Source organism: Streptomyces sparsogenes, assembly GCF_001704635.1.
Lineage (GTDB): Bacteria > Actinomycetota > Actinomycetes > Streptomycetales > Streptomycetaceae > Streptomyces > Streptomyces sparsogenes.
Window position 1 is genome coordinate 62,133 of record NZ_MAXF01000041.1, and the last position, 18,191, is coordinate 80,323.

16 protein-coding genes are annotated in these 18,191 nt (G+C 72.2%); 9 read left to right on the forward strand and 7 right to left on the reverse strand.

The window, feature by feature from the left end; genetic code table 11:
* Nucleotides 1-19 precede the first annotated feature (19 nt).
* The 4 genes from BBH68_RS09915 to BBH68_RS09930 all read right to left on the reverse strand — a co-directional run bounded on the left by BBH68_RS09915 (nt 20) and on the right by BBH68_RS09930 (nt 3,840).
* Nucleotides 20-1,819 (reverse strand): serine/threonine-protein kinase, encoded by a 1,800-nt coding sequence (locus BBH68_RS09915; protein WP_065960827.1) that lies wholly within the window; start codon nt 1,817-1,819, stop codon nt 20-22.
* Between the two features lie 76 nt (nt 1,820-1,895).
* Nucleotides 1,896-2,795: an aminoglycoside phosphotransferase family protein gene (locus tag BBH68_RS39105; RefSeq protein ID WP_076972226.1), complete on the reverse strand. Its 900-nt coding sequence runs from the start codon at nt 2,793-2,795 to the stop codon at nt 1,896-1,898.
* A 110-nt stretch (nt 2,796-2,905) separates the two neighbouring features.
* Nucleotides 2,906-3,121, reverse strand: a complete 216-nt coding sequence (locus BBH68_RS39110; protein ID WP_076972227.1) for a DUF397 domain-containing protein — start codon at nt 3,119-3,121, stop codon at nt 2,906-2,908.
* The gene (locus BBH68_RS09930; protein ID WP_141712978.1) at nt 3,037-3,840 is read right to left on the reverse strand and encodes a helix-turn-helix domain-containing protein; all 804 of its coding nucleotides are present in this window, start codon (nt 3,838-3,840) and stop codon (nt 3,037-3,039) included. Before BBH68_RS09930 ends, BBH68_RS39110 begins: the two co-directional genes overlap by 85 nt.
* Before the next feature lie 37 nt (nt 3,841-3,877).
* Here BBH68_RS09930 and BBH68_RS09935 point away from each other — a divergent pair, with 37 nt between their 5' ends.
* From BBH68_RS09935 to BBH68_RS09960, 6 genes are all read left to right on the forward strand, one after another.
* Nucleotides 3,878-4,129 (forward strand): ATP-binding protein, encoded by a 252-nt coding sequence (locus BBH68_RS09935; RefSeq protein ID WP_065960832.1) that lies wholly within the window; start codon nt 3,878-3,880, stop codon nt 4,127-4,129.
* 54 nt (nt 4,130-4,183) lie between these two features.
* Nucleotides 4,184-4,708: a hypothetical protein gene (locus BBH68_RS39115; RefSeq protein WP_245737977.1), complete on the forward strand. Its 525-nt coding sequence runs from the start codon at nt 4,184-4,186 to the stop codon at nt 4,706-4,708.
* Between the two features lie 95 nt (nt 4,709-4,803).
* Nucleotides 4,804-5,991: a winged helix DNA-binding domain-containing protein gene (locus BBH68_RS09945; protein ID WP_065960836.1), complete on the forward strand. Its 1,188-nt coding sequence runs from the start codon at nt 4,804-4,806 to the stop codon at nt 5,989-5,991.
* A 138-nt stretch (nt 5,992-6,129) separates the two neighbouring features.
* Nucleotides 6,130-8,343 carry an MMPL family transporter gene (locus tag BBH68_RS09950; protein ID WP_065960838.1) on the forward strand — a complete coding sequence of 738 codons (2,214 nt, stop codon included), beginning with the start codon at nt 6,130-6,132 and terminating at the stop codon, nt 8,341-8,343.
* Nucleotides 8,344-8,348: 5 nt separating this feature from the next.
* Nucleotides 8,349-9,584 (forward strand): sensor histidine kinase, encoded by a 1,236-nt coding sequence (locus BBH68_RS09955; protein ID WP_174589005.1) that lies wholly within the window; start codon nt 8,349-8,351, stop codon nt 9,582-9,584.
* Nucleotides 9,581-10,219, forward strand: coding sequence for a response regulator (locus BBH68_RS09960; RefSeq protein ID WP_065960842.1), 639 nt, complete (start codon nt 9,581-9,583; stop codon nt 10,217-10,219). The genes BBH68_RS09955 and BBH68_RS09960 overlap by 4 nt, the downstream gene beginning before the upstream one ends.
* A gap of 160 nt (nt 10,220-10,379) precedes the next feature.
* On the opposite strand, the gene BBH68_RS09965 is transcribed toward BBH68_RS09960, so the two are convergent.
* Entirely contained in the window at nt 10,380-11,744 is a 1,365-nt protein-coding gene (locus tag BBH68_RS09965) for a M64 family metallopeptidase (protein ID WP_065960845.1), read from the reverse strand.
* Between the two features lie 268 nt (nt 11,745-12,012).
* On the reverse strand, nt 12,013-13,395 hold the full coding sequence (locus BBH68_RS09970) for an alpha/beta fold hydrolase (protein WP_245737978.1): 1,383 nt from the start codon (nt 13,393-13,395) through the stop codon (nt 12,013-12,015).
* Between the two features lie 66 nt (nt 13,396-13,461).
* Between BBH68_RS09970 and BBH68_RS09975 the strand changes: the two genes are divergently transcribed.
* The 3 genes from BBH68_RS09975 to BBH68_RS09985 all read left to right on the forward strand — a co-directional run bounded on the left by BBH68_RS09975 (nt 13,462) and on the right by BBH68_RS09985 (nt 17,147).
* Nucleotides 13,462-14,961 (forward strand): helix-turn-helix domain-containing protein, encoded by a 1,500-nt coding sequence (locus tag BBH68_RS09975; RefSeq protein ID WP_065960847.1) that lies wholly within the window; start codon nt 13,462-13,464, stop codon nt 14,959-14,961.
* Between the two features lie 315 nt (nt 14,962-15,276).
* Nucleotides 15,277-15,945, forward strand: a complete 669-nt coding sequence (locus BBH68_RS09980; RefSeq protein ID WP_065960848.1) for a response regulator — start codon at nt 15,277-15,279, stop codon at nt 15,943-15,945.
* Nucleotides 15,942-17,147 (forward strand): sensor histidine kinase, encoded by a 1,206-nt coding sequence (locus BBH68_RS09985; protein ID WP_065960849.1) that lies wholly within the window; start codon nt 15,942-15,944, stop codon nt 17,145-17,147. The genes BBH68_RS09980 and BBH68_RS09985 overlap by 4 nt, the downstream gene beginning before the upstream one ends.
* On the opposite strand, the gene BBH68_RS09990 is transcribed toward BBH68_RS09985, so the two are convergent.
* Nucleotides 17,144-18,169 (reverse strand): helix-turn-helix transcriptional regulator, encoded by a 1,026-nt coding sequence (locus tag BBH68_RS09990; protein ID WP_065960851.1) that lies wholly within the window; start codon nt 18,167-18,169, stop codon nt 17,144-17,146. The genes BBH68_RS09985 and BBH68_RS09990 overlap by 4 nt on opposite strands.
* Nucleotides 18,170-18,191 lie beyond the last annotated feature (22 nt).

The window sequence follows — 18,191 nt, forward strand, 5'->3', positions numbered from 1 at the left end:
AAAGCCGTTGCGGTGCTGTTCAGTTCTGGTCGGCGGGCCGGGAGAAACTGTCGACAGCCCTGTCGAAGTGCTGCTTTCCCTCGGATTTCTTCCCGACCGGCGCGGACACCCACACGTCGTACATCCTGCCCGCCTCGTCCCAGGTCAGGTCGTACGTCTGACGCGATCCGCCGTCGTCGGCCGAGCCGTTCCAGATGAACGCCCACAGCGCGGCGGGCAGCCCGTCGCGCTGGGTCTCGATGACCTGGCCGCTGCGGTAGCCCGGGTAGTCCTGCGGCCCCCTGGCGTCCGCCTCCCGGCTCAGCCGCAGCGGGCCCTTGGGGTCCTGCTCCTGGACGTGGATCCCGATCCGGAACTCCATGCCCGGCGAGTTGTAGTAGACGCGCGGGCCCTTGACCACGCGGGAGTAGCCCTCGGGGACGGCGATCGAGAAGCCGAACGGGTCGTCGACCAGCTCGTAGCCGGCCGGGACGGCGGACTTGGAGGGCGGGGCCGACGACTTGCCCGACGGCGAGGGCTTCGACGGCTTCTCGCCCGGGGTTTTCGAGGCGGTGGCCGTGGCGGTGGGCTTGTCCCGGCTCCCGCCGTCGCTCGCGGTGTCGTCCCCGTCCCGGTCGAACGCCAGCGCCGCGATCCCGGCCCCGAGGCCGGCCAGCGTCACCACGGCGACGGCCGCCACCAGCGCGGTACGGCGACGCGGACCCCGGCCGCGCGGTGCGGGGGTGGCCAGGGTGGCGGGTGCGACGGGCGTGGCGGGGCCGACGGGCGTGGCGGGGGTGGCCGCTCCCGGCGGAGCGGCCCCGCCCGCACCGGGCCCGCCCGGGCCGGCCCCGGCGGCGCCGCCCGGCCCGGCCCCATGCCCAGGACCCTGCCCCGGACCCCGCCCCGGCCCGTGCCCGCCCGGGCCGGGGCTGTCCGTGCCCCGCGCCTGCACGGCGGGCTGCGTCGGCGTGTACTCCAGGGGGATCTCGGGGGTGTCCCCCGGCTCCAGGCACCTCCGCAGCATCCGCGCCGCCTCGTCCCCGGTCAGCCGCAGGTCGGGATCGCGCCGCAGCAGCCCCTCGATCACCGGCCCCAGCACCCCGGCGGCCTCGGGCGGCCGTATCTCGTCGAACACCACCGCGTGCAGCACCCCGCCCAACGAGTCGCGGCGGAACGGCGATTCGCCGCTGACCAGCGTGCACAGCAGCACACCCAGCGACCACAGGTCCGACTCCGGGCCCGTGCGGCGCCCCGACATCCGCTCGGGCGCGGTGTATTCGGGCGAGCCGACGAACGTCCCCGTCTCCGTGATCGTCGTACTGCCCGCCACCTGGGCGATCCCGAAGTCCGTCAGCACCACCCGCCCGGTGCCCGACTCCATCAGCACATTGGCCGGCTTCAGATCCCGGTGCAGCACCCCGCGCGCATGCGCCACCTTCAACGCGTCCACCAGCGCGACCCCGATCCGCGCCGCCTCACGCGGCCCGACGGGCCCCTCGGCGGCCAGCCGGTCGGCGAGCGAGCAGCCGTCGACCAGCTCCATGACGATCCAGGGGCGGTCGTCCTCCTCCACCACGTCATGCAGGACGATCACGTTCGGATGCTTGATCTGCGCCACCGTACGGGCCTCGCGCAGGGTGCGCTCGTGCTGCACCTGGACGTCCAGGGCCGACATCCCGTCAAGCCCCTCGTCGTGGTGCAGCTCCTTGACCGCCACATCCCGGCCCAGCAAGGTGTCCACGGCCCGCCACACCGTCCCCATGCCGCCGCGCCCCAGCCGTGACACCAGCTGATAACGCCCGGCCAGGAGCCGGCCACTTCCCCCGAAGCTACCCATGGCCTCATCTTGCCTCACCCCAAGGGCGATCAATGGACGAGCCTGGCCGGGGGCCTCTCAACCAGCTGAGAACGACTCAGCTCAGCAGTTCCGCGATCCGGTCATTGACCTGGATGACCCAGTCGGGATCGCCCAAGCGCCGCCCTCGCAAGGAAGCTGTCACGGCGCGAGCCTGGGCCCAGCGGCGGGCTCGGTCCGGATCAGTACCGGCGGCATTGGCGAAGATGGCGAGGCGATGCAGCAGAGCAGACTTCAAGTCTGCTGCATCGAGCAGTTCTTCGTGGCGATTACGGAGCAGGGTGATGGCGTCGTAGGCCACATCGCCGACATACCCCTTCGGGTCGATGGCCAGCCAAGGTTCCCGTTCCGCACGCAGCACGTTGCCGTAGTGCAGGTCGCCGTGAACAAGTGTGTCCGGCTGCTCAGAACCCAGCTCCCGGAGGGTCAGGAGAGCGGCTTCGACCTCGCGCCGGTGCAAGGAGTCGGCTAGATGTGCGGCATCCTTTCGAAGATCTTCCTCCCATTGCCCCACCTGATCCCGCAGCCTGGGCAGACCGGTCGGGGCGGGAACGGCCAGACGATGTGCGAGTCGGCCGGCGATCGCGACAGCCTCGTCAACGTCGGCGACATCGGCCAGCGTGCCACGTCCGGCCCGTTCCAAGAGCATGGCGAAGCATGTGTCATCGCGCTCGTACAGTGCTACTGCCCCTCGCCCACCCCAGACGGCGAAGGCGTCCGGCTCATGGACATTGCCGGGGTGCGGAAACGAGAGCTTCAGAACAGCCAATGATCCATCGCTGCAGCGTACGGGAACGACGATCCCGACCTGCCCATGCAATATCTCGCCTGTTGGTGTGCAATCCCAACGCTGAAGAAACTCATCGACCAGGCCGGGCAAAGCCGCTATCCAGTCACGGCCGCGGCCACCCTCCCGAGCTACTGTCCCTCGCGCAAAAGCCTCGGGTATCTGGAGCACCCCAACACCCTAGCGACTCAGGAACGCGCGTTCGGCTAGTCGGCCGGGAGGCGGCGGGGTCATGGAGACGGAGGGGCGTGACTGGGCGCCCTGACTGAGGGAGATCCGGGTCACGCCCCGGTTCCATTCGGCGAGGGAACAGCAGTTGGCGGCATAGATGTGGCGTAATCGAGGAAGGCGTGCCAGGCCGTGGCGGTGAAGCGGAGGCGGGGGCCGTCGGGGTTCTTGGAATCGCGGACGGCTATCCCCCGACCGAGTGCAGCACACTCGACGCACTCGCCACCCTGACTGCTGCTGTAGCTGGACTTACGCCACGCGGTGCCCATAGCTCCTCCATGAGTGAGGCGATCAGCTCACACGAGTCCTCCGGCGAGAGCGCGGCGGCCCGCAGAAGATCGTAACGGAAGCACGCTTTCTTGAACTCGTCCGGATGTGCCAGCACTTGGGCGGTCCCCACGCCTTCGCTGTAGACCAAGTCCGCGCCCTCGTCCATGGCCAGGAGGGTGAAAGAGCCGTCCATCGATACTGGGATTCCCGCGCTGAACGGAAGGACTTGAACAACCATCTTGGGGTCGTACCGGTAGTCCAACAAGCGCTGAAGTTGGACGCACATCACTTCCCCACCGACCGGACGGCGACGAAGCGCGGCCTCATCGATCACTACCCAGACATCCGGCGCGCTTGCCCCTTGAAGAATGCTCTGGCGCTCCATCCGAGCCGCGAGGGCAGCATCCAAGTCCTCGTGGCGGCCCGGCGCGAGCATGGCGCGGGCGAAGTCTTCCGTCTGCACCAAGCCGTACAACGCCTGCGCCTGATACGTGCGGATCGCCGTAGCACCCGCCTCGAAGTCGACCATGTGACGGAACGCGTGCGGCAACACGAACCGGCTCACCAGCGGCCACATCCGCACGAAGAACCCACCCGTCCCGAACACGTCGTCGCAGCGCTCCGCGAACTCCAGCGTCGGATACCGCTTCGCCGCCTCGATGTAGCCGACAAGCGCGCCGGAGCAGTACAGCGCCTTGCCGAGGTCCTGCTGAGACATGCCCGCCACAAATGATCCTGGACTTCACATCAGCCGCATGCCTCTCCCTCACGCGCCCAAAGCAGCGGGCACCGCCCGACGCCACGTCCGCGACGTCCTGGACACCTGGTGCGTGGACGACGAGCTGGCCGAATGCGTCGAGGTAGTGGCCAGCGAACTCGTGACAAATGCGGTGCGGCACGCTGGGCTTGCCCGATTGGCGATCGTGGCGGCGCTCAGCAAGGACTGGGGGCATCACGCCAGGCCGTTGCGAGGGAAGGTGGTCTGGGCTGAGTTCTCCGTGCCGTAACGCTCGCGGAAGTCCGCAGGCGACCAAGCGCGCCACTGCTTCGAGGGGGTACCCGTGGATCTTGGTTCAGTGATCGTTGCCGTGGCAGGTGTAGCCGGGACGCTAGGGGGGTCGCTCCTCACCCAGCGCGCCTCCGAACGGGCAAAACGCCGGGAGATAGAACTGGTTCGCAGCCACGAAGAGCTTCGCGAGAACCTGCTCAGCCGACGCACCTGCTACGTCGAACTCAATCGGGACGCACGCCAGTTCACCACGGCGCTCAACCGTCACCTGCATGTCATGCGAGAACGCGGTGTCGAGGAAGCGGACAGGGAGGCACTCGATGAAGCCAAGGGTGCTCACCGCGATCGGTACTCCGAAGCGCAGATGATCGCCCCGGACGAAGTGCTCGCGTGTGCGCGTGCGGTCAATCTGGCTCTGAACAGGGTCTATGGCCAGATCAAACGTCTGGAGCGAGGAGAGCCTCAGGAAGGGGAAACCATGGCCACCGCGGCCCGGGCTCAAAGGGAGATCTGGGACCTGATCCGGGCCATGAGGACCGCCATGCGCCGCGACCTCGGGGTGCCACCCCCAGAGTGACAAGGCTGGAACAGCAAGATGAGCACCCGACCGTGCCGCGCCCCGCGAACCGTACCTGCCAGAAGATGACAGGTACGGTCCCTACGGTCGGCCCCATGAGCGAGTCACTCCCCCGTGTCACCCCCGCCCAGCGCCGCGCCCGCCTCGGGCGGCGGCATCTGCTCGCGCCCTCCGCGCGGGCGGCCGGCGTCGAGGAGGTGGCCGACGCGGTCGTCGGACTGCACGCGACCGATCCGGCCACCGTGTATCTGTCCGCGTGCGCGCGGCTGCGGGAGCCGGGGGCGGGGGAGGTGGAGCGGGCGCTGTACGAGGACGTGTCGCTGGTCAAGCTGTTGAGCATGCGGCGCACGATCTTCGCCGTGACGACGGAGCTCGCGCCGGTCGTCGGGTCCTCCACCGCGCGGGCGATCGCGGCCCGGGAGCGGGCCACGCTGCTGAAGCATCTGCGGGAGCGCGCCGAGGAGCACTGGGACGAGGCGCGGCTGGCCGAGGTGGAGAAGGCCGTGCTGGCGGCGGTGGCCGCGCGGGGGGAGGCGACGACCGCCGAGGTGGCCGAGGACGTGCCCGCGCTGCGTGAGCGGATCGTGATGGCCCCCGGCAAGTCGTACGCGGCGCGGCAGACCGTCGGCAGCCGGCTGCTGCGGCTGCTCGCCTCCGACGGCCATCTGCGCCGCTGCCGCCCGCGCGGCTCGTGGACCAGCAGCCTCTACCCGTGGGCGCCGGCCCCGGCGCTCCCCGACCTGCCCGTCCGGGAGGCGAAGGCCGAGCTGGCCCGCCGCTGGCTGGCGGCGTACGGGCCCGCGACCGAGGCGGACCTGAAGTGGTGGGCGGGGTGGACCGCGACCGACACCCGGCGGGCGCTGGCCGACGTCGGGGCGGAGGGCGTGGCGCTGGAGGAGGGCATGGGGTACGTGGTGCCCGGGGACGTGCCCGGCGACGGCGGGCCGGCCGGGGAGGACGAGCCCTGGGCCGCGCTGCTGCCCGCCCTGGACCCGACCGCCATGGGCTGGCAGTCCCGCGGCTGGTACCTCGACCCGGACCATGTGAAGCCGCTCTTCGACCGCAGCGGCAACATCGGCCCCACGGTGTGGTGGAACGGCCGCGTCGTCGGCGGCTGGGCCCAGCGGGCGGACGGCGAGGTGGTCTGGCGGGCGCTGACCGATGTGGGCCGGGAGGCGGCGGCCGCCGTGGCGGCGGAGGCGGCGCGGCTGAGCGGGTGGCTGGGGGAGGTCCGGGTCACGCCCCGGTTCCGTACGCCGCTGGAGCGGGAGTTGACCTCCTAGGCCAGGGGGTGTCTCCTGGGGGCAGCCTCAGGGGAGGGCGGGGGATTCCCCCAGCCCTCCGGTCCACCGATCGGTGGACGGCAGGTTCAACCTGACGCCTCTGTCCGCCAACCGCCCTGGTCAACAAGGCTTTCGGGCATGAATTCACTCACTGTGCGCGCCGCTCGCTGGAGCGCGCGGCATCCCTGGCGGGCGGTCGTCGGATGGCTTGTGTTCGTGGCGCTGTGCCTGGTCGTCGGCGGAGCCGTCGGCACCAACAGCGCCACGACGGCCGACTACCGGGTCGGCGAGGCGGGCCGGGCGGAGGCCATGGCGGCCGAGGGGCATCTGGAGCGCCGCCCCACCGAGCAGGTGCTGATCTCCGCCCGCCCCGGCGGCGCCCTCGACGGCCAGGCCGGCAAGCGGGCCGCCGAGGCGGCCGCGCGGGACCTCACGGCGCGGATGAAGCAACTGCCCGAGGTCGCGGAGGTGGCCGCGCCGCTGTGGTCCGGCGACGGCCGGATCCTCATGGTCGAGGTGGCCGTCAAGGGTGAGGAGCTGGACGCGGACGCCAAGGTCGACGCGCTGGTCGCGCAGACCGAGGCCGTGCAGAAGTCCCACCCCCGGCTGCTGCTCGAGGAGACCGGATCCCCCTCCACCAGCAAGGGGGTCGACCAGCAGCGCAATGACGACCTGGCGCTGTCCGAGAAGATCACGCTTCCGGTCACCCTGATCACGCTGCTGATCGCCTTCGGCTCGGTCGTCATGGCCACCGTGCCGCTGCTGCTCGCCCTGTCGTCGATCGCGGCGGCGATCGGTCTGTCGATGGTGGTCTCGCACGTGTCCCCCGACGTCGGGGTGGGCACCAACGTGATCCTGATGATCGGCCTCGCGGTCGGCGTCGACTACACCCTCTTCTACCTCAAGCGGGAGCGCGAGGAGCGGGCCCGCGCCGGCGGCCGGCTGAGCAGCGAGGCGCTGGTGGAGCTGGCGGCGGCCACCTCGGGCCGTGCGGTGGTGGTGTCGGGTCTCGCGGTCGTGGCCTCCACGGCGACGTTGTATCTGGCCTCCGACGTGATCTTCTCCTCGCTGGCCACCGGCACCATCGTGGTCGTCCTGGTCGCCGTGGCCAGCTCCCTGACCGCGCTGCCCGCGCTGCTGGTCGTGCTCGGGAAGCGGGCGGAGCGCAAGGCGCTGCGCCGGGCGGAGCGCGGCAAGCCGGCCCGGCGGACGCGCGGCGAGGGCGGTGGCCGGATCTGGGCGGCGCTGCTGCGTCCCGCCGCCCGGTACCCGCTCGCCACGCTCTGCGTCTCGGTGCTCACCCTGCTCGCGCTCGCCGTTCCGCTGGGCCAGCTGAAGATCACCGAGATGAGCCGGGACACCCACTCCCGCGCCATCCCCGCCATGCGGGTGTACGACCGACTCAACGACGCGTTCCCCGAGCGGAGGGTCACCCACGACGTGGTCGTACGCGCCGACGCCTCGCGCACCGAGGAGGTCACCGGGGCGCTGCGCAGGCTCGCCGGGCTGGCCGACCGCGATCCGCTGTTCGCCGACGGCTCGCGGATCGACACCTCGGCCGACCACCGGATCAGCGTCCTGCGGCTGAAGGTGCCGTACCTCGGCAACTCCCCCCAGGCCGGGGACTCCCTCGACCATCTGCGCCACGACTACCTGCCCGCCACCGTCGGCCGGATCGAGGGCGCGGAGTACGGCGTCAGCGGCGACGTCGCCCGCTACGCGGACTATCCCGCCCACCAGAACTCCAAACTGCCGCTGGTGATCGGGGCGTTGCTGCTGGTGACGTTCGTGATGACCGTGTACGCCTTCCGCTCCGTCGTGCTCGGCCTGGTCGGTGTCGTCCTGAACCTGCTGTCGGCCGCGGCCGCGCTCGGGCTGCTCGTGCTCGTCTTCCAGGGCAACTGGGCCGAGGGGCTGCTGGACTTCCACTCCACCGGCTCGATCGGATCGCGGGTCCCGCTCTTCCTCTTCGTGATCCTCTTCGGGCTCTCCATGGACTACCAGGTGTTCGTGGTCAGCCGGATCAGGGAGGCCGCGCTCGCCGGTGTCCCCACGCGGCAGGCGGTGCTGGACGGGCTCCGCACCTCGGCGAGCGTGGTCACCAGCGCCGCGGTCGTGATGACGACCGTCTTCGTGAGCTTCGTCTTCCTGCACATCATCGAGATGAAGCAGATCGGTTTCGTCCTGGCGGCGGCCGTGCTGCTCGACGCCTTCGTCGTCCGCGTCATGGTCCTGCCCGCGGCCCTGCTGCTGCTCGGCGAGGCCACCTGGTGGCCGTCGCGGCCGGGGCGGCGTCCCGCGGCCGTGCCGGACCAGGCGGCTCACGGGCAGCCGGTGGTCGACGTACGTTGATCGGTATGACTGCTCTTGCCGGGCCCTCCGCCGACGCCTTCTGGGCCGCGTCGCTGCGCCGCTGGAACGCGGTGTGCTGGGTGCTGTTCGCCGCGATGGCCGTCGGGCTCGCCGCGATGGACCAGCCCGGCGGGAGCAGGTACGGGGCGCTGGCGCTGCTCGGCTGCGTGGTGCTGTGCTACGCGCTGCTGGACCGCTTCCCCGGCAACCCCGTCGTACGGCCGCACGTCTATCTGTCCGTGCTGGTGCTCGCGCTCGGCGGGCTCGCGTATCTGCGCAGCAGCTACGCGGCGCTGTTCATGGTGACGCTGCCGCACTACTGGATGTTCGGGCGGACCCCCAGGGCCTCCATGGGGTTCCTGGGGCTCGCCACCGCCGCGACGCTGGCGGGGAGCATTTCCCGGCAGGGCTGGTCCCTGGAGTTCTTCAGCGAGACCCTGGTGTCCACCCTGATCGTCGTGGCCGTGGGCGTCCTGATCGGCCTGTGGGCCCACTCGGTGGTCGCCCAGAGCGCCGAACGGGCCCGGCTGATCGTCGAGTTGGAACGGACCCAGGCCGAGCTGTCCGAGGCACACCAGCGGCAGGGCGCGGCGGACGAGCGGGAGCGGATGGCGCGAGACATCCACGACACCCTCGCGCAGGGGTTCGCGTCGATCGTCGTGCTCGCGGAGGCGGCCCGGGCCCAGCTCGCCTCCGATCCGGCGCGCAGCGCCCAGCAGCTGCGCTCGATCGAGTCGACGGCCCGCGAGAACCTGGCCGAGGCGCGGGAGCTGGTGGGCTCGGCGCAACGGCGGCAGGACGGTGCGGCGGGCGGCTCGGTGGCGCGGACGCTGCGCCGCGTCCTGGACCGCTTCGCGGAGGACACCGGGCTCACGGTGGCCGCCGACCTGGCGGAGGTGGTGTGCGACCAGCAGACCCGGATCGCGCTGCTGCGCTGCACCCAGGAGTCCCTGGCCAACGTCCGCAAGCACGCGCGGGCGTCCACGGTCGGGGTGAACCTGACCCGCCGGCCGTACGGGGTGGAGCTGGAGGTCACCGACGACGGCACCGGTTTCGACCCGGAGGAGTCGGCAGGCTTCGGCCTCGACGGGATGCGGAAACGCCTGGCGGAGCTGGGCGGCCGGCTGACGGTCACCAGCTCGGTCGGCGACGGCACACGGATCCTGGCGATGATTCCTCTGGAGACTGCTGCGGAGATTCCTCCGGAGATTCCTCTGGAGACGAGCGAGGGGGCGGGATGACCGGCGGACGAGTCCGGGTGGTCGTGGTGGACGACCACACCGTGATGCGGGCGGGCGTGGTCGCCCTGCTCGCCGGGGAGGACGGCATCGAGATCGTCGGGGAGGCGGGGGACGGCAGGGCGGCCCTGGAACTCGTCGAGCGGCACGACCCCGATGTCGCGCTCGTCGATCTGCGGATGCCGGTGCTCGACGGCGTGGGGGCGACCGCCGAGATCGTCGCCCGCCACCCGCGCACCCGGGTGCTGATCCTGACGACGTACGACACGGACCAGGACATCGAGCGGGGGGTGGAGGCCGGCGCCATCGGCTACCTCCTCAAGGACACCACCCGGGAACAGCTCGCCGACGCGATCCGCTCGGCGGCGCGCGGCGAGACCGTCCTCGCGCCCCGGGTGGCCGAGAAGCTGATCGCGCGCATGCGCCGCCCGGTGCAGGACCCGCTGACCGCCCGCGAGACCGACGTGCTCAACGCGGTGGCCGACGGCCTGACCAACGCGGAGATCGGCAAGCGCCTCGTCATCACGGAGGCCACGGTCAAGACCCATCTGCTGCGGCTGTTCGCGAAGCTCGACGTCAACGACCGGACCAGGGCGGTGGTGGTGGCCATGGAGCGGGGCCTGCTGCGGCGGCCCTGATCCGCCGGACACTCCCGGGGGGGCAGACGGCCCCGGAGACAGGCGGCCCTGGAGGCAGACGGCCCTGAAAACAAGCAGCCCCGGAAACAGGGGAAAGGAAGCCGCCCCGCGGCGGGGGTCCACGGGGCGGCAGCTGGGGGGTGGCGGCGGTGCGGGCGGGCTAGGCGGTGACCTTCCAGGTGCGGGAGTCGGTCAGCCGCTTGCGCAGGGCGGGGTCCTTGACCGCCGCGGTGTTGTCCGTGGCCGTGGCGGTGACGGTGTGCGCCCTGCCGTCGGCGGCCACGCCGAGGGAGGCCGGGGTGACCGACTTCTTGCCGCGCGCGGCGGTCACCTCCTTGCCGTCCACGGACCACGTGACCGACGCGGAGGACGGGAGGGTGACCTTGATGGCCGCGTCGCGCTTCACCGCGGTGTCCGTGCCGGTCGGGCTGGAGAGCACCGTGGCGTGGCGGTAGAAGCCCGCGATCATCGCCTCGCGGCCGGGGAGGCTGAACTCCCGGCCGAGGGTGCGCATGATCGAGTTCTCGGTGGGGCGGTTGATGCCCTTGGGGTAGTAGCGGCCGCCCTCGAACGCCCCGACCTTGCCGCCGTCGGGCGAGGTCTGGCCGATCCAGCGGTACCACTTCTTCTGCTGGGAGGTCAGCTGGGCCGCCGTCAGCTTGGTGGCGTTGGACTCGCTGGGCTCGGCACCGGTGTAGGTGCCGTACTCGGCGTAGAAGTACTCGTCGGCCAGCTTGCCGAGGGAGTGGCCGGTCTCGTGCACGGCGACCTGGTCGGAGTCGGCGTTGTCGGAGGAGGCGGTGGCGATGCCGTCGTAGCCGACCTGGGAGGTGAGGGTGTAGCCCGCGCCGCCGTACTTGGTGGAGTTGGAGAGCACGACGACCAGATCGGCCTGCGGGGCCTTGGCGGCGTACGACTCGACCTTGTCGGTGTCGACGCACAGCAGCCGCTCGATCCCGTCGCACCAGAAGTACGACTTGAGCGCGGTGTCCCGGACGACGTCCTTGCCCGGGTCGCCGGAGACGCCGGACTGGTTGGACACCGCGTCCACCGCCCAGACGTTGAACAGCTGCTTGTACGAGGCGTACGGCTCGACGGCGGAGATCTGCTCCCACTTGGACCGCACGTCGGCGTGGAAGTCCTCCTGCTGGGCGGCCGTGTAGCCGTCGCCCACGAACACCACGTCGAGCTTGTCGGCGACCGGGCCGGTCTGGACGACCGAGCTGACGTCGCCGTCGGCGGCGGCCTCGGACGCGGACAGGGCGCGGTGGGCGCGGGCCAGGCGGTCGGGGGTGGCGGCCGGCACCTCGGTGTGGCGGGGGTGGCCGCCGGGGCGGGTGAAGTACTCGACCTCATGGGTGCGCTGGGCGGCGTGCGCCGAGCCGTCATGGGCCCCCGCGAGGCGGGTGGGGGGCGGCTCGGCCGGGGTGGCCGACGCCGTCGCCGCCAGGGCCGACGTCAGGACCAGGCCGCCGGCGACGGCCGCGGTGCGTATGGAGAAACGTCCGGGCAGACGTCTGCGCACGGTGGAGTACCCCCCGGAACTCGGCCTTATAAGCAGCCAGTTAAGCAGGATTAAGTCGCCGCTCAACCTAGGGGTTCCAGGCGCCGTTCGGCAATGGGAATTAGGGAAGTCTCTAGTCGGCGTCCGTGGTCGGCTGTCGTCACCGGTGTCGTGGTGGTTGCCGGGAAACCGTCCTGACCAGGTGTTTCATGGTGTGTGGCAGGTGTTTCCCGGTGGGCGGCAGGTGTTTTCGCGGTGTCCGACACGTGGTTGGTGTCCGGCACGTGGTTCACGAGGTTTCGTCGCGCGCCAGCCGCAGCAGCCGGTCCAGCACCCGGTAGCCGTCCACCCGCAGCGCGTCGTGTTCGTATTCGTCCGTCACCCAGGTGCGCAGGCCCCGGATGGCCCGGGCGGTGGCCAGCGAGTGCCCGGCGTCCACATACAGGTCGTCGTGGTAGATCGCGGCGGCCACCGGCACCGTGTTGCGCGCCAGCCGCTCCGCGTCGTAGAGCGGTCCCCAGCCGGTGCGGGCGGCCAGCAGTTCGGCGGTGTCGCGCAGCGGGCGCAGCGCCGCGTGGGTCCGGAGCATCCAGGGGTGGACCGTCTCACCCGTGAACAACACCGGCCGGTCCTCGGCGATCGCCCGCCCCGCGTCGAACTGCGGGAACGCGGCCCGCACCCGGTGCGCCGACCAGTCGGTGGCGCGGCCGTCCTGGGCGTAGATCGACTCGTGCAACAGCGTGTAGAGCGGGCTGTCGGCGCGGGACAGGACCGCGGCGACATGCTCCCGGAACGTGTCGTTCAGCCGGGGCCCGTCGGCGGTGGGCGTGAAGGCGTCCTCCAGGAGGTAATGCAGCCGGTGGGAGCCGTCGCAGGTGCCCAGCAGGATGCCGAGCTGCTGGAACGCCTCGACGGTCAGCACGGTCCCGTCCGGCAGCACCTCCTCGCGCTCGGCGAGATGGCGCGCGATGCGGCGGGCGGCGGCGACGTCCCCGGGGTAACGGTCGTAGTGCGCGAGCGACTTGCGCACCATCCGGGGGTAGGCGGCGCGATAGACGGCGTCGGCGTGGACATCGGACCCCAGCGCCGGCAGACCTCCGGCGATGAGCGCCGTGTCGAGCCCTTCGGGCGCGTACGAGAGGTACGTCACGGCGCAGAAGCCGCCGAAGCTCTGGCCCAGCACGGTCCAGGGCCGGTCGCCGGCCAGCCGCCGCCGGATCAGCTCGCAGTCGCGGACGATGGCGTCGGCGCGGAAGTGCGCCAGGTACTCCGCCTGCTCGGCCGGGGTGCCGCGCAGCGGGAGGGTCTGGCGGTTGGCGGGGGTGGAGCGGCCGGTGCCGCGCTGGTCGAGGAGCAGCACCCGGTACTCCTCCAGGGCGCGGTCCAGCCAGCCGGAGCGGCCCACGGGGCGGTCGGCGCCGAAGCCCGGCCCGCCCTGGAGGTAGACCAGCCAGGGCAGACCGTCGCGCCGCGCCTTCCCCGTCTTCTCCTCCCCCGCCTTCTCCGCTTTGTCGGTGGCGATCACCTCGCGGGCGTAAACGGTGATCTGCTCGCCGTCGGGAGCCGTATGGTCGAGCGGTACGTCGAAGTGGTGGTCGGTGAGCAGGAGTCCCGGCTGACGTACGGTCGCCGCCTCGGGCCCGGTCGGCCCCTGATCCATCGTCTTCGACATCTTTCAATCCTCACGTAAATGGACTTAGCTCGGCAATTAAGTTAGCTCCGGGGAGAAGAGGGCACGGTGGGCGAGAGAAGCGCCGGGGACGTACGGACGGCGGAGGGGGCCGCCGAGATCGGGCGCCGGGTGCTCCGGCTGCGCACCGAGCGGGGGTTCACCCAGCGTCAGCTGGCCGAGCCGGCGTATACCGCCGCGTATGTCTCCACCCTCGAGTCGGGCAAGGTGCGCCCCTCCGAGGCCGCGCTGCGCCATCTCGCCGAGCGCCTCGGCGTCAGCTACGAGGAGCTGACCACGGGCCGCGACCCGCGCGACGCGATCCGGCTGCGGGCCGGACTCACCGACGCCCGCAAGGCGCTGACCACCGGCGACGCGGAGGAAGCGGCCGGGCGCTTTCAGGAGCTGATGGCCGAGGCGGAGCTGCTCGGCCTCCGGGACGAGCGGGCCACCGCCCTGGTGGGGCTCGGCGACTGCGTCCTGGAGACCGGCGAACTGGCCGCCGCGCGCGCCCACTACGAGGCGGCGGAGCGGCTGCTGGCCGACGAGCCGCTGCCCCGGCGGGTCCCGGCGATCCGCGGCCGGGCCGTGGTCCACTTCCTGTCGGGCGAGCTGCGTTACTCCTGCTACCTCCTGGAGAACGCCATCGACGAGCTGAACGCCTCGGGGCTGCACGATCCGAACGCCCTGCTGCTGCTCTACACCGCCGCCATCGCCCCGTACATGGACATGGGCGCCCACGCGCGCGCCGCGCGCTCCGCCGAGCTGGCGCTCGCGCTGGCCCCCAGCGTGGACGACCCGGGGCTGATCGCCCGGATGCACCGCGGCGTGGCCCGCACGCTCATCGCCGAGGGCCGCACCGCCGAGGCGGACGCCTCGCTGGCCAAGGCGCAGGAGCTGTACGAGCAGCTGCGGATCCACACCGACCTGGCGCACTGCCACTGGATGCGCGGCTACGTCCACGCGCAGGACGGCAACCTGGAGCGGGCGGAGCGCGAACTGCGCATCGCCCGGGACATGCTGGCGTCCAAGCGGGCCGCGCTGTACACGGTGCAGGTGGAGGTGGAGCTCGCGGACGTGCTGCGGCGGCGAGGGCGGACGGCGGAGGCGGAGGCCCTGCTGCTGCCGCTGCTGAGGAGGCCTCCGGCGGGCGGGGCGGACTCGGCGGGCGGGGCGGGCGAGTCCGCGGGGGATGAGGTGATCACCGAAGGAGGGATCACCGAAGGAGGGATCACCGAAGGGGAGATCGCCGAGGGTGGGATCGCCGGGCTCACCGCCGAGCACGGCGCGGTTCACGCGGGCGGGGCGCACCGGCTGCTCGGCCTGATCGCGGAGGAGCGCGGCGACGCGCGGACCGCCGAGGAGCACTACCGCGCGGCGCTGGCCCTGCTGGAGCGGACGGGCGCGGCCGGGGACCTGGCCGACCTGTGCCGGCTGCTGGGCGATCTGCTGCGGCGCGGCGGCCGGGTCGAGGCCGCGATGGACGCGTACCGCCGGGGTCTGGGCCACCGCGCGGCCCCCGGCACGACCACCCTGGGGCCCGCCCCGGCGGAGCCGCCGGGGGTGTGAGGCCGGCCGGGGCCGGGCGAGCCGGCCGCAGAAGGCGGCAGCAGACGGCGGCAGGCGGCAGCAGCAGGCAGGCGGCGAAAAGAAGAGGGCCGCCGCGTGTGGGGGCCGCGGCGGCCTGGGCCGCGGGTGACGCGGCGTGGGACCACTGTGCCCCGGGGCGGGCGGCCGGGAAATCAGCCTCTGGTCTCCCGGTCACCCCCGCCGACCGGCGGGGGTGTTCCCCCCAACGGGCGGAGGTCGCTACTCCACTTTGATCCGCCGATACGGCAGGCTGTCCGGGGAAATGAGCATGACAGCCGACGAGGGGAGCGGCCGGTGATCCGGGTGGCGGTGGTGGACGACGAGGCACTCGTACGGTCGGGGCTGCGGCTGATCCTGGGCACGGCCCCGGACATCGAGGTGGTCGCGGAGTGCTCCGGCGCCGAGGCGGTGGAGTCGGTGCGCGGGAGCGCGGCCGATGTGGTCCTCCTGGACATCCGGATGCCCGACGTGGACGGGCTGACCGTGCTCAGACGGCTGCTGGAGGCGGAGCGCCCGCCTACCGTCGCCATGCTGACCACCTTCGACGCGCAGGAGTACGTCACGGCCGCGCTGCGCGCGGGCGCGGCGGGCTTTCTGCTCAAGGACACCGATCCGGAGCAGCTGGTGGGCGCCGTACGGACGCTCGCGCAGGGCGGCAGCGTCCTGGACCCGGGCGTCACCCGGGCCGTGATCGGCGGCTATCTGGCGGCCGAGGCGGAGGCCACGGCCTCGGCGGCCGTCGAGGCGCTCACCCCGCGCGAGCGGGAGGTGCTGGCGCTGCTCGGGGAGGGGCTGGCCAATCCGCAGATCGCGGAGCGGATGGGGCTGGCGCCCAGCACCGTCAAGGACCATGTGCGGGCGCTGCTCGGGAAGTTGGGCGGGGTCAACCGGGTGCAGGCGGCGATCGTGGCCGACCGCGCGGGGCTGCTGGCGGGCGGCCCCCGGGCGGGTGGGCCGCGATGAGTGTCCGGGCGCCGCGCTGGGCGCCGCTGGTCGTTCCCGTGGCGCTCGCGGTGGCCGACGCGCTGCTGGTCAACGGCGTGACACCGGGCCTGGAGCTGAACGTGTCGCTGGTGGCCGCGGCCGCGCTGCTGCTGCGCCGGCGGCTGCCGCTGACCGTGTTCCTGGTCACGCTGCCGGGGATCCTCATCGGCTACGTCTGGTTCTCGCCGATGATCGCCCTGTACACCGTGGCCGTGCGCCGCCCCGACCGCCGGCTGCTGGCGTTCTCGGCGCTGCTGCTGGCGATCGCGCACTTCGTGCCGTGGCCGGTCTCGGACTTCGAGCCGACCGCGTACCGGGAGAACACCCTGACCCTGATCGACGCGAGCGTGACCTCCGTCGGCCCCATCGCGCTGGGCCTGCTGGTGCGCACCCGCGGCGAACTGGCCGCCCGCGTCGAGGAGCTGACGCGCAGCCGCCGCCACGCCGACGAGCTGCTGGCCCAGCAGGTGCTCAGCACCGAACGGGCCCGTCTCGCCCGGGAGATGCACGATGTCGTCGCCCACCAGGTCAGCCTCATCAGCCTCCAGGCCGGGGCGGTGCTGATCAGCGCGGAGGACGGCGGGGCCCGCGAGGGCGCCCGTACGATCCGCGAGCTGTCGGTGCGCACGCTGGACGAACTGCGCCACATGGTGGGCGTGCTGCGCGCGGCGGGCGGGGACCTGGAGGAACTCACCCCGCAGCCCTGCCTGGCCGACCTGCCGCGCCTGATCGAACTGAGCGCGCTGGACGTCGACTACGAGGCCGACTACGGCGAGGGGGTGCTGGAGGGCCTGGGGCAGTCGGAGGCCGTCGAACGGGCGGTGTTCCGCATCGTGCAGGAGGCGCTGACCAATGTGCGCAAGCACGCGCCGGGGGCCCGGGTGCGGGTCCGGGTCAGCGAGGCCGTCGCGGCGGGCGAGGCCGACGCGGCGGGCGCGGGAAGCCCGGGAGACGCGGGAGAGGGCGTACGGGAGTTGCGCGTGGAGGTGCGCAACGGGGCGCCCGACGCCACGGCGGCAGCGCCCGAGCTGCCGGGCGGCGGCCACGGCCTGATCGGCCTGCGCGAGCGCGCCCAACTCCTCGGCGGCACCCTGGAGGCCCGCCCCCTCCCCGACGGCGGCTTCCTCGTCCGCGCGGCCCTCCCCGGAGCCACACCCGCGCCCCGGGCCGCCGAAGCCTAGGTGTACTGACGGGGACGTTGGTCGAGCAGCCCTGATCCGACACCCACCAGCCGATGCCGGATGTTCTGGAAGGCGTCGGCCAGTGCTGGTGGGCCGATGTCGTCGAGTGTGGTGTCGAAGGTGATGAGCAGGCCCGCGATGCCGGCCCAGGACCAGCCGCCGATGGTCAGCCGGCACCGACCGGAGTCGACGGCCTCCACGACGGACCCTCCGGGGGCCCAGCGAGCGACGACCTCGGCAGGCAGGGCGAGGGTGGCGGTACCGACGCACGGCCAGTGGCCGGGGGTGTCTCCCCGGTCGGGATTCTGGACGACAAGGCGGGTGAGGTCGTCGTGTGTGAGCGGCTGGGGTGTGAAGGCGGCTCCTGCGGGGGTTCGTGGGCGGACGCGGTCGACCCGGTAGGTGTGCCACGTGCGGTGGGCGTGGTCGCGGGCGATGAGGTACCAGCGCCCGGCCCAGACGACGAGGTGGTGTGGCTCGACCTCGAGGGGAGGCTGGAACTCGGGCTCGCCGGGGGCGGGGTCGTGGCCGTCGGGTGTGGTGTAGTCGAATCGCAGGACGTGGCGGGTGCGGATGGCCGACCCGACGGTTTGCAGGGTCGCCACGTCGATCGGCGGAGCGGAGAACTCCCAGTAGTTGCGCAGGCTCGTGACCTCGAAGGCCTCGCTGGCGGCCCGTAGGCGGGCGGGCATGACCTGGCGCAGGGTGGTCAGCGCGCGGGTGAGAGCGTCGTCGATGCCGGTGACGGCCGCAGGTGCGGTCTGCAGCGCGAGGGCGATGGCGACGGCCTGGTCGTCGTCGAGGACCAACGGCGGCAACTTCCCGCCCGCCCCGAGCCGGTAACCGCCGCCGGGGCCCTTGACCGCGTCGACGGGGTACCCGAGCTCGCGGAGGGTGTCGATGTCACGGCGCAGGGTCCGCGAGGAGACGTCGAGTCGATCGGCGAGTTCGGGCCCAGGCCATTCGATGCGCGCCTCGAGCAGGGACAGCAGGCGCAGGATCCGCGCAGACGTGTCAGCCACGAAAGAAGTCTGGCACCGGTAG

Bases quoted from the DNA above. Each gene is read 5' to 3' on its own strand.
- BBH68_RS09970 (WP_245737978.1), bottom strand. From the start codon at position 13,395: ATGTCGAAGACGATGGATCAGGGGCCGACCGGGCCCGAGGCGGCGACC.
- BBH68_RS09985 (WP_065960849.1), top strand. From the start codon at position 15,942: ATGAGTGTCCGGGCGCCGCGCTGGGCGCCGCTGGTCGTTCCCGTGGCG.
- BBH68_RS09960 (WP_065960842.1), top strand. From the start codon at position 9,581: ATGACCGGCGGACGAGTCCGGGTGGTCGTGGTGGACGACCACACCGTG.
- BBH68_RS09950 (WP_065960838.1), top strand. From the start codon at position 6,130: ATGAATTCACTCACTGTGCGCGCCGCTCGCTGGAGCGCGCGGCATCCC.
- BBH68_RS09915 (WP_065960827.1), bottom strand. From the start codon at position 1,819: ATGGGTAGCTTCGGGGGAAGTGGCCGGCTCCTGGCCGGGCGTTATCAG.
- BBH68_RS09930 (WP_141712978.1), bottom strand. From the start codon at position 3,840: ATGTCTCAGCAGGACCTCGGCAAGGCGCTGTACTGCTCCGGCGCGCTT.
- BBH68_RS09945 (WP_065960836.1), top strand. From the start codon at position 4,804: ATGAGCGAGTCACTCCCCCGTGTCACCCCCGCCCAGCGCCGCGCCCGC.
- BBH68_RS09955 (WP_174589005.1), top strand. From the start codon at position 8,349: ATGACTGCTCTTGCCGGGCCCTCCGCCGACGCCTTCTGGGCCGCGTCG.
- BBH68_RS09935 (WP_065960832.1), top strand. From the start codon at position 3,878: ATGCCTCTCCCTCACGCGCCCAAAGCAGCGGGCACCGCCCGACGCCAC.
- BBH68_RS39110 (WP_076972227.1), bottom strand. From the start codon at position 3,121: ATGGGCACCGCGTGGCGTAAGTCCAGCTACAGCAGCAGTCAGGGTGGC.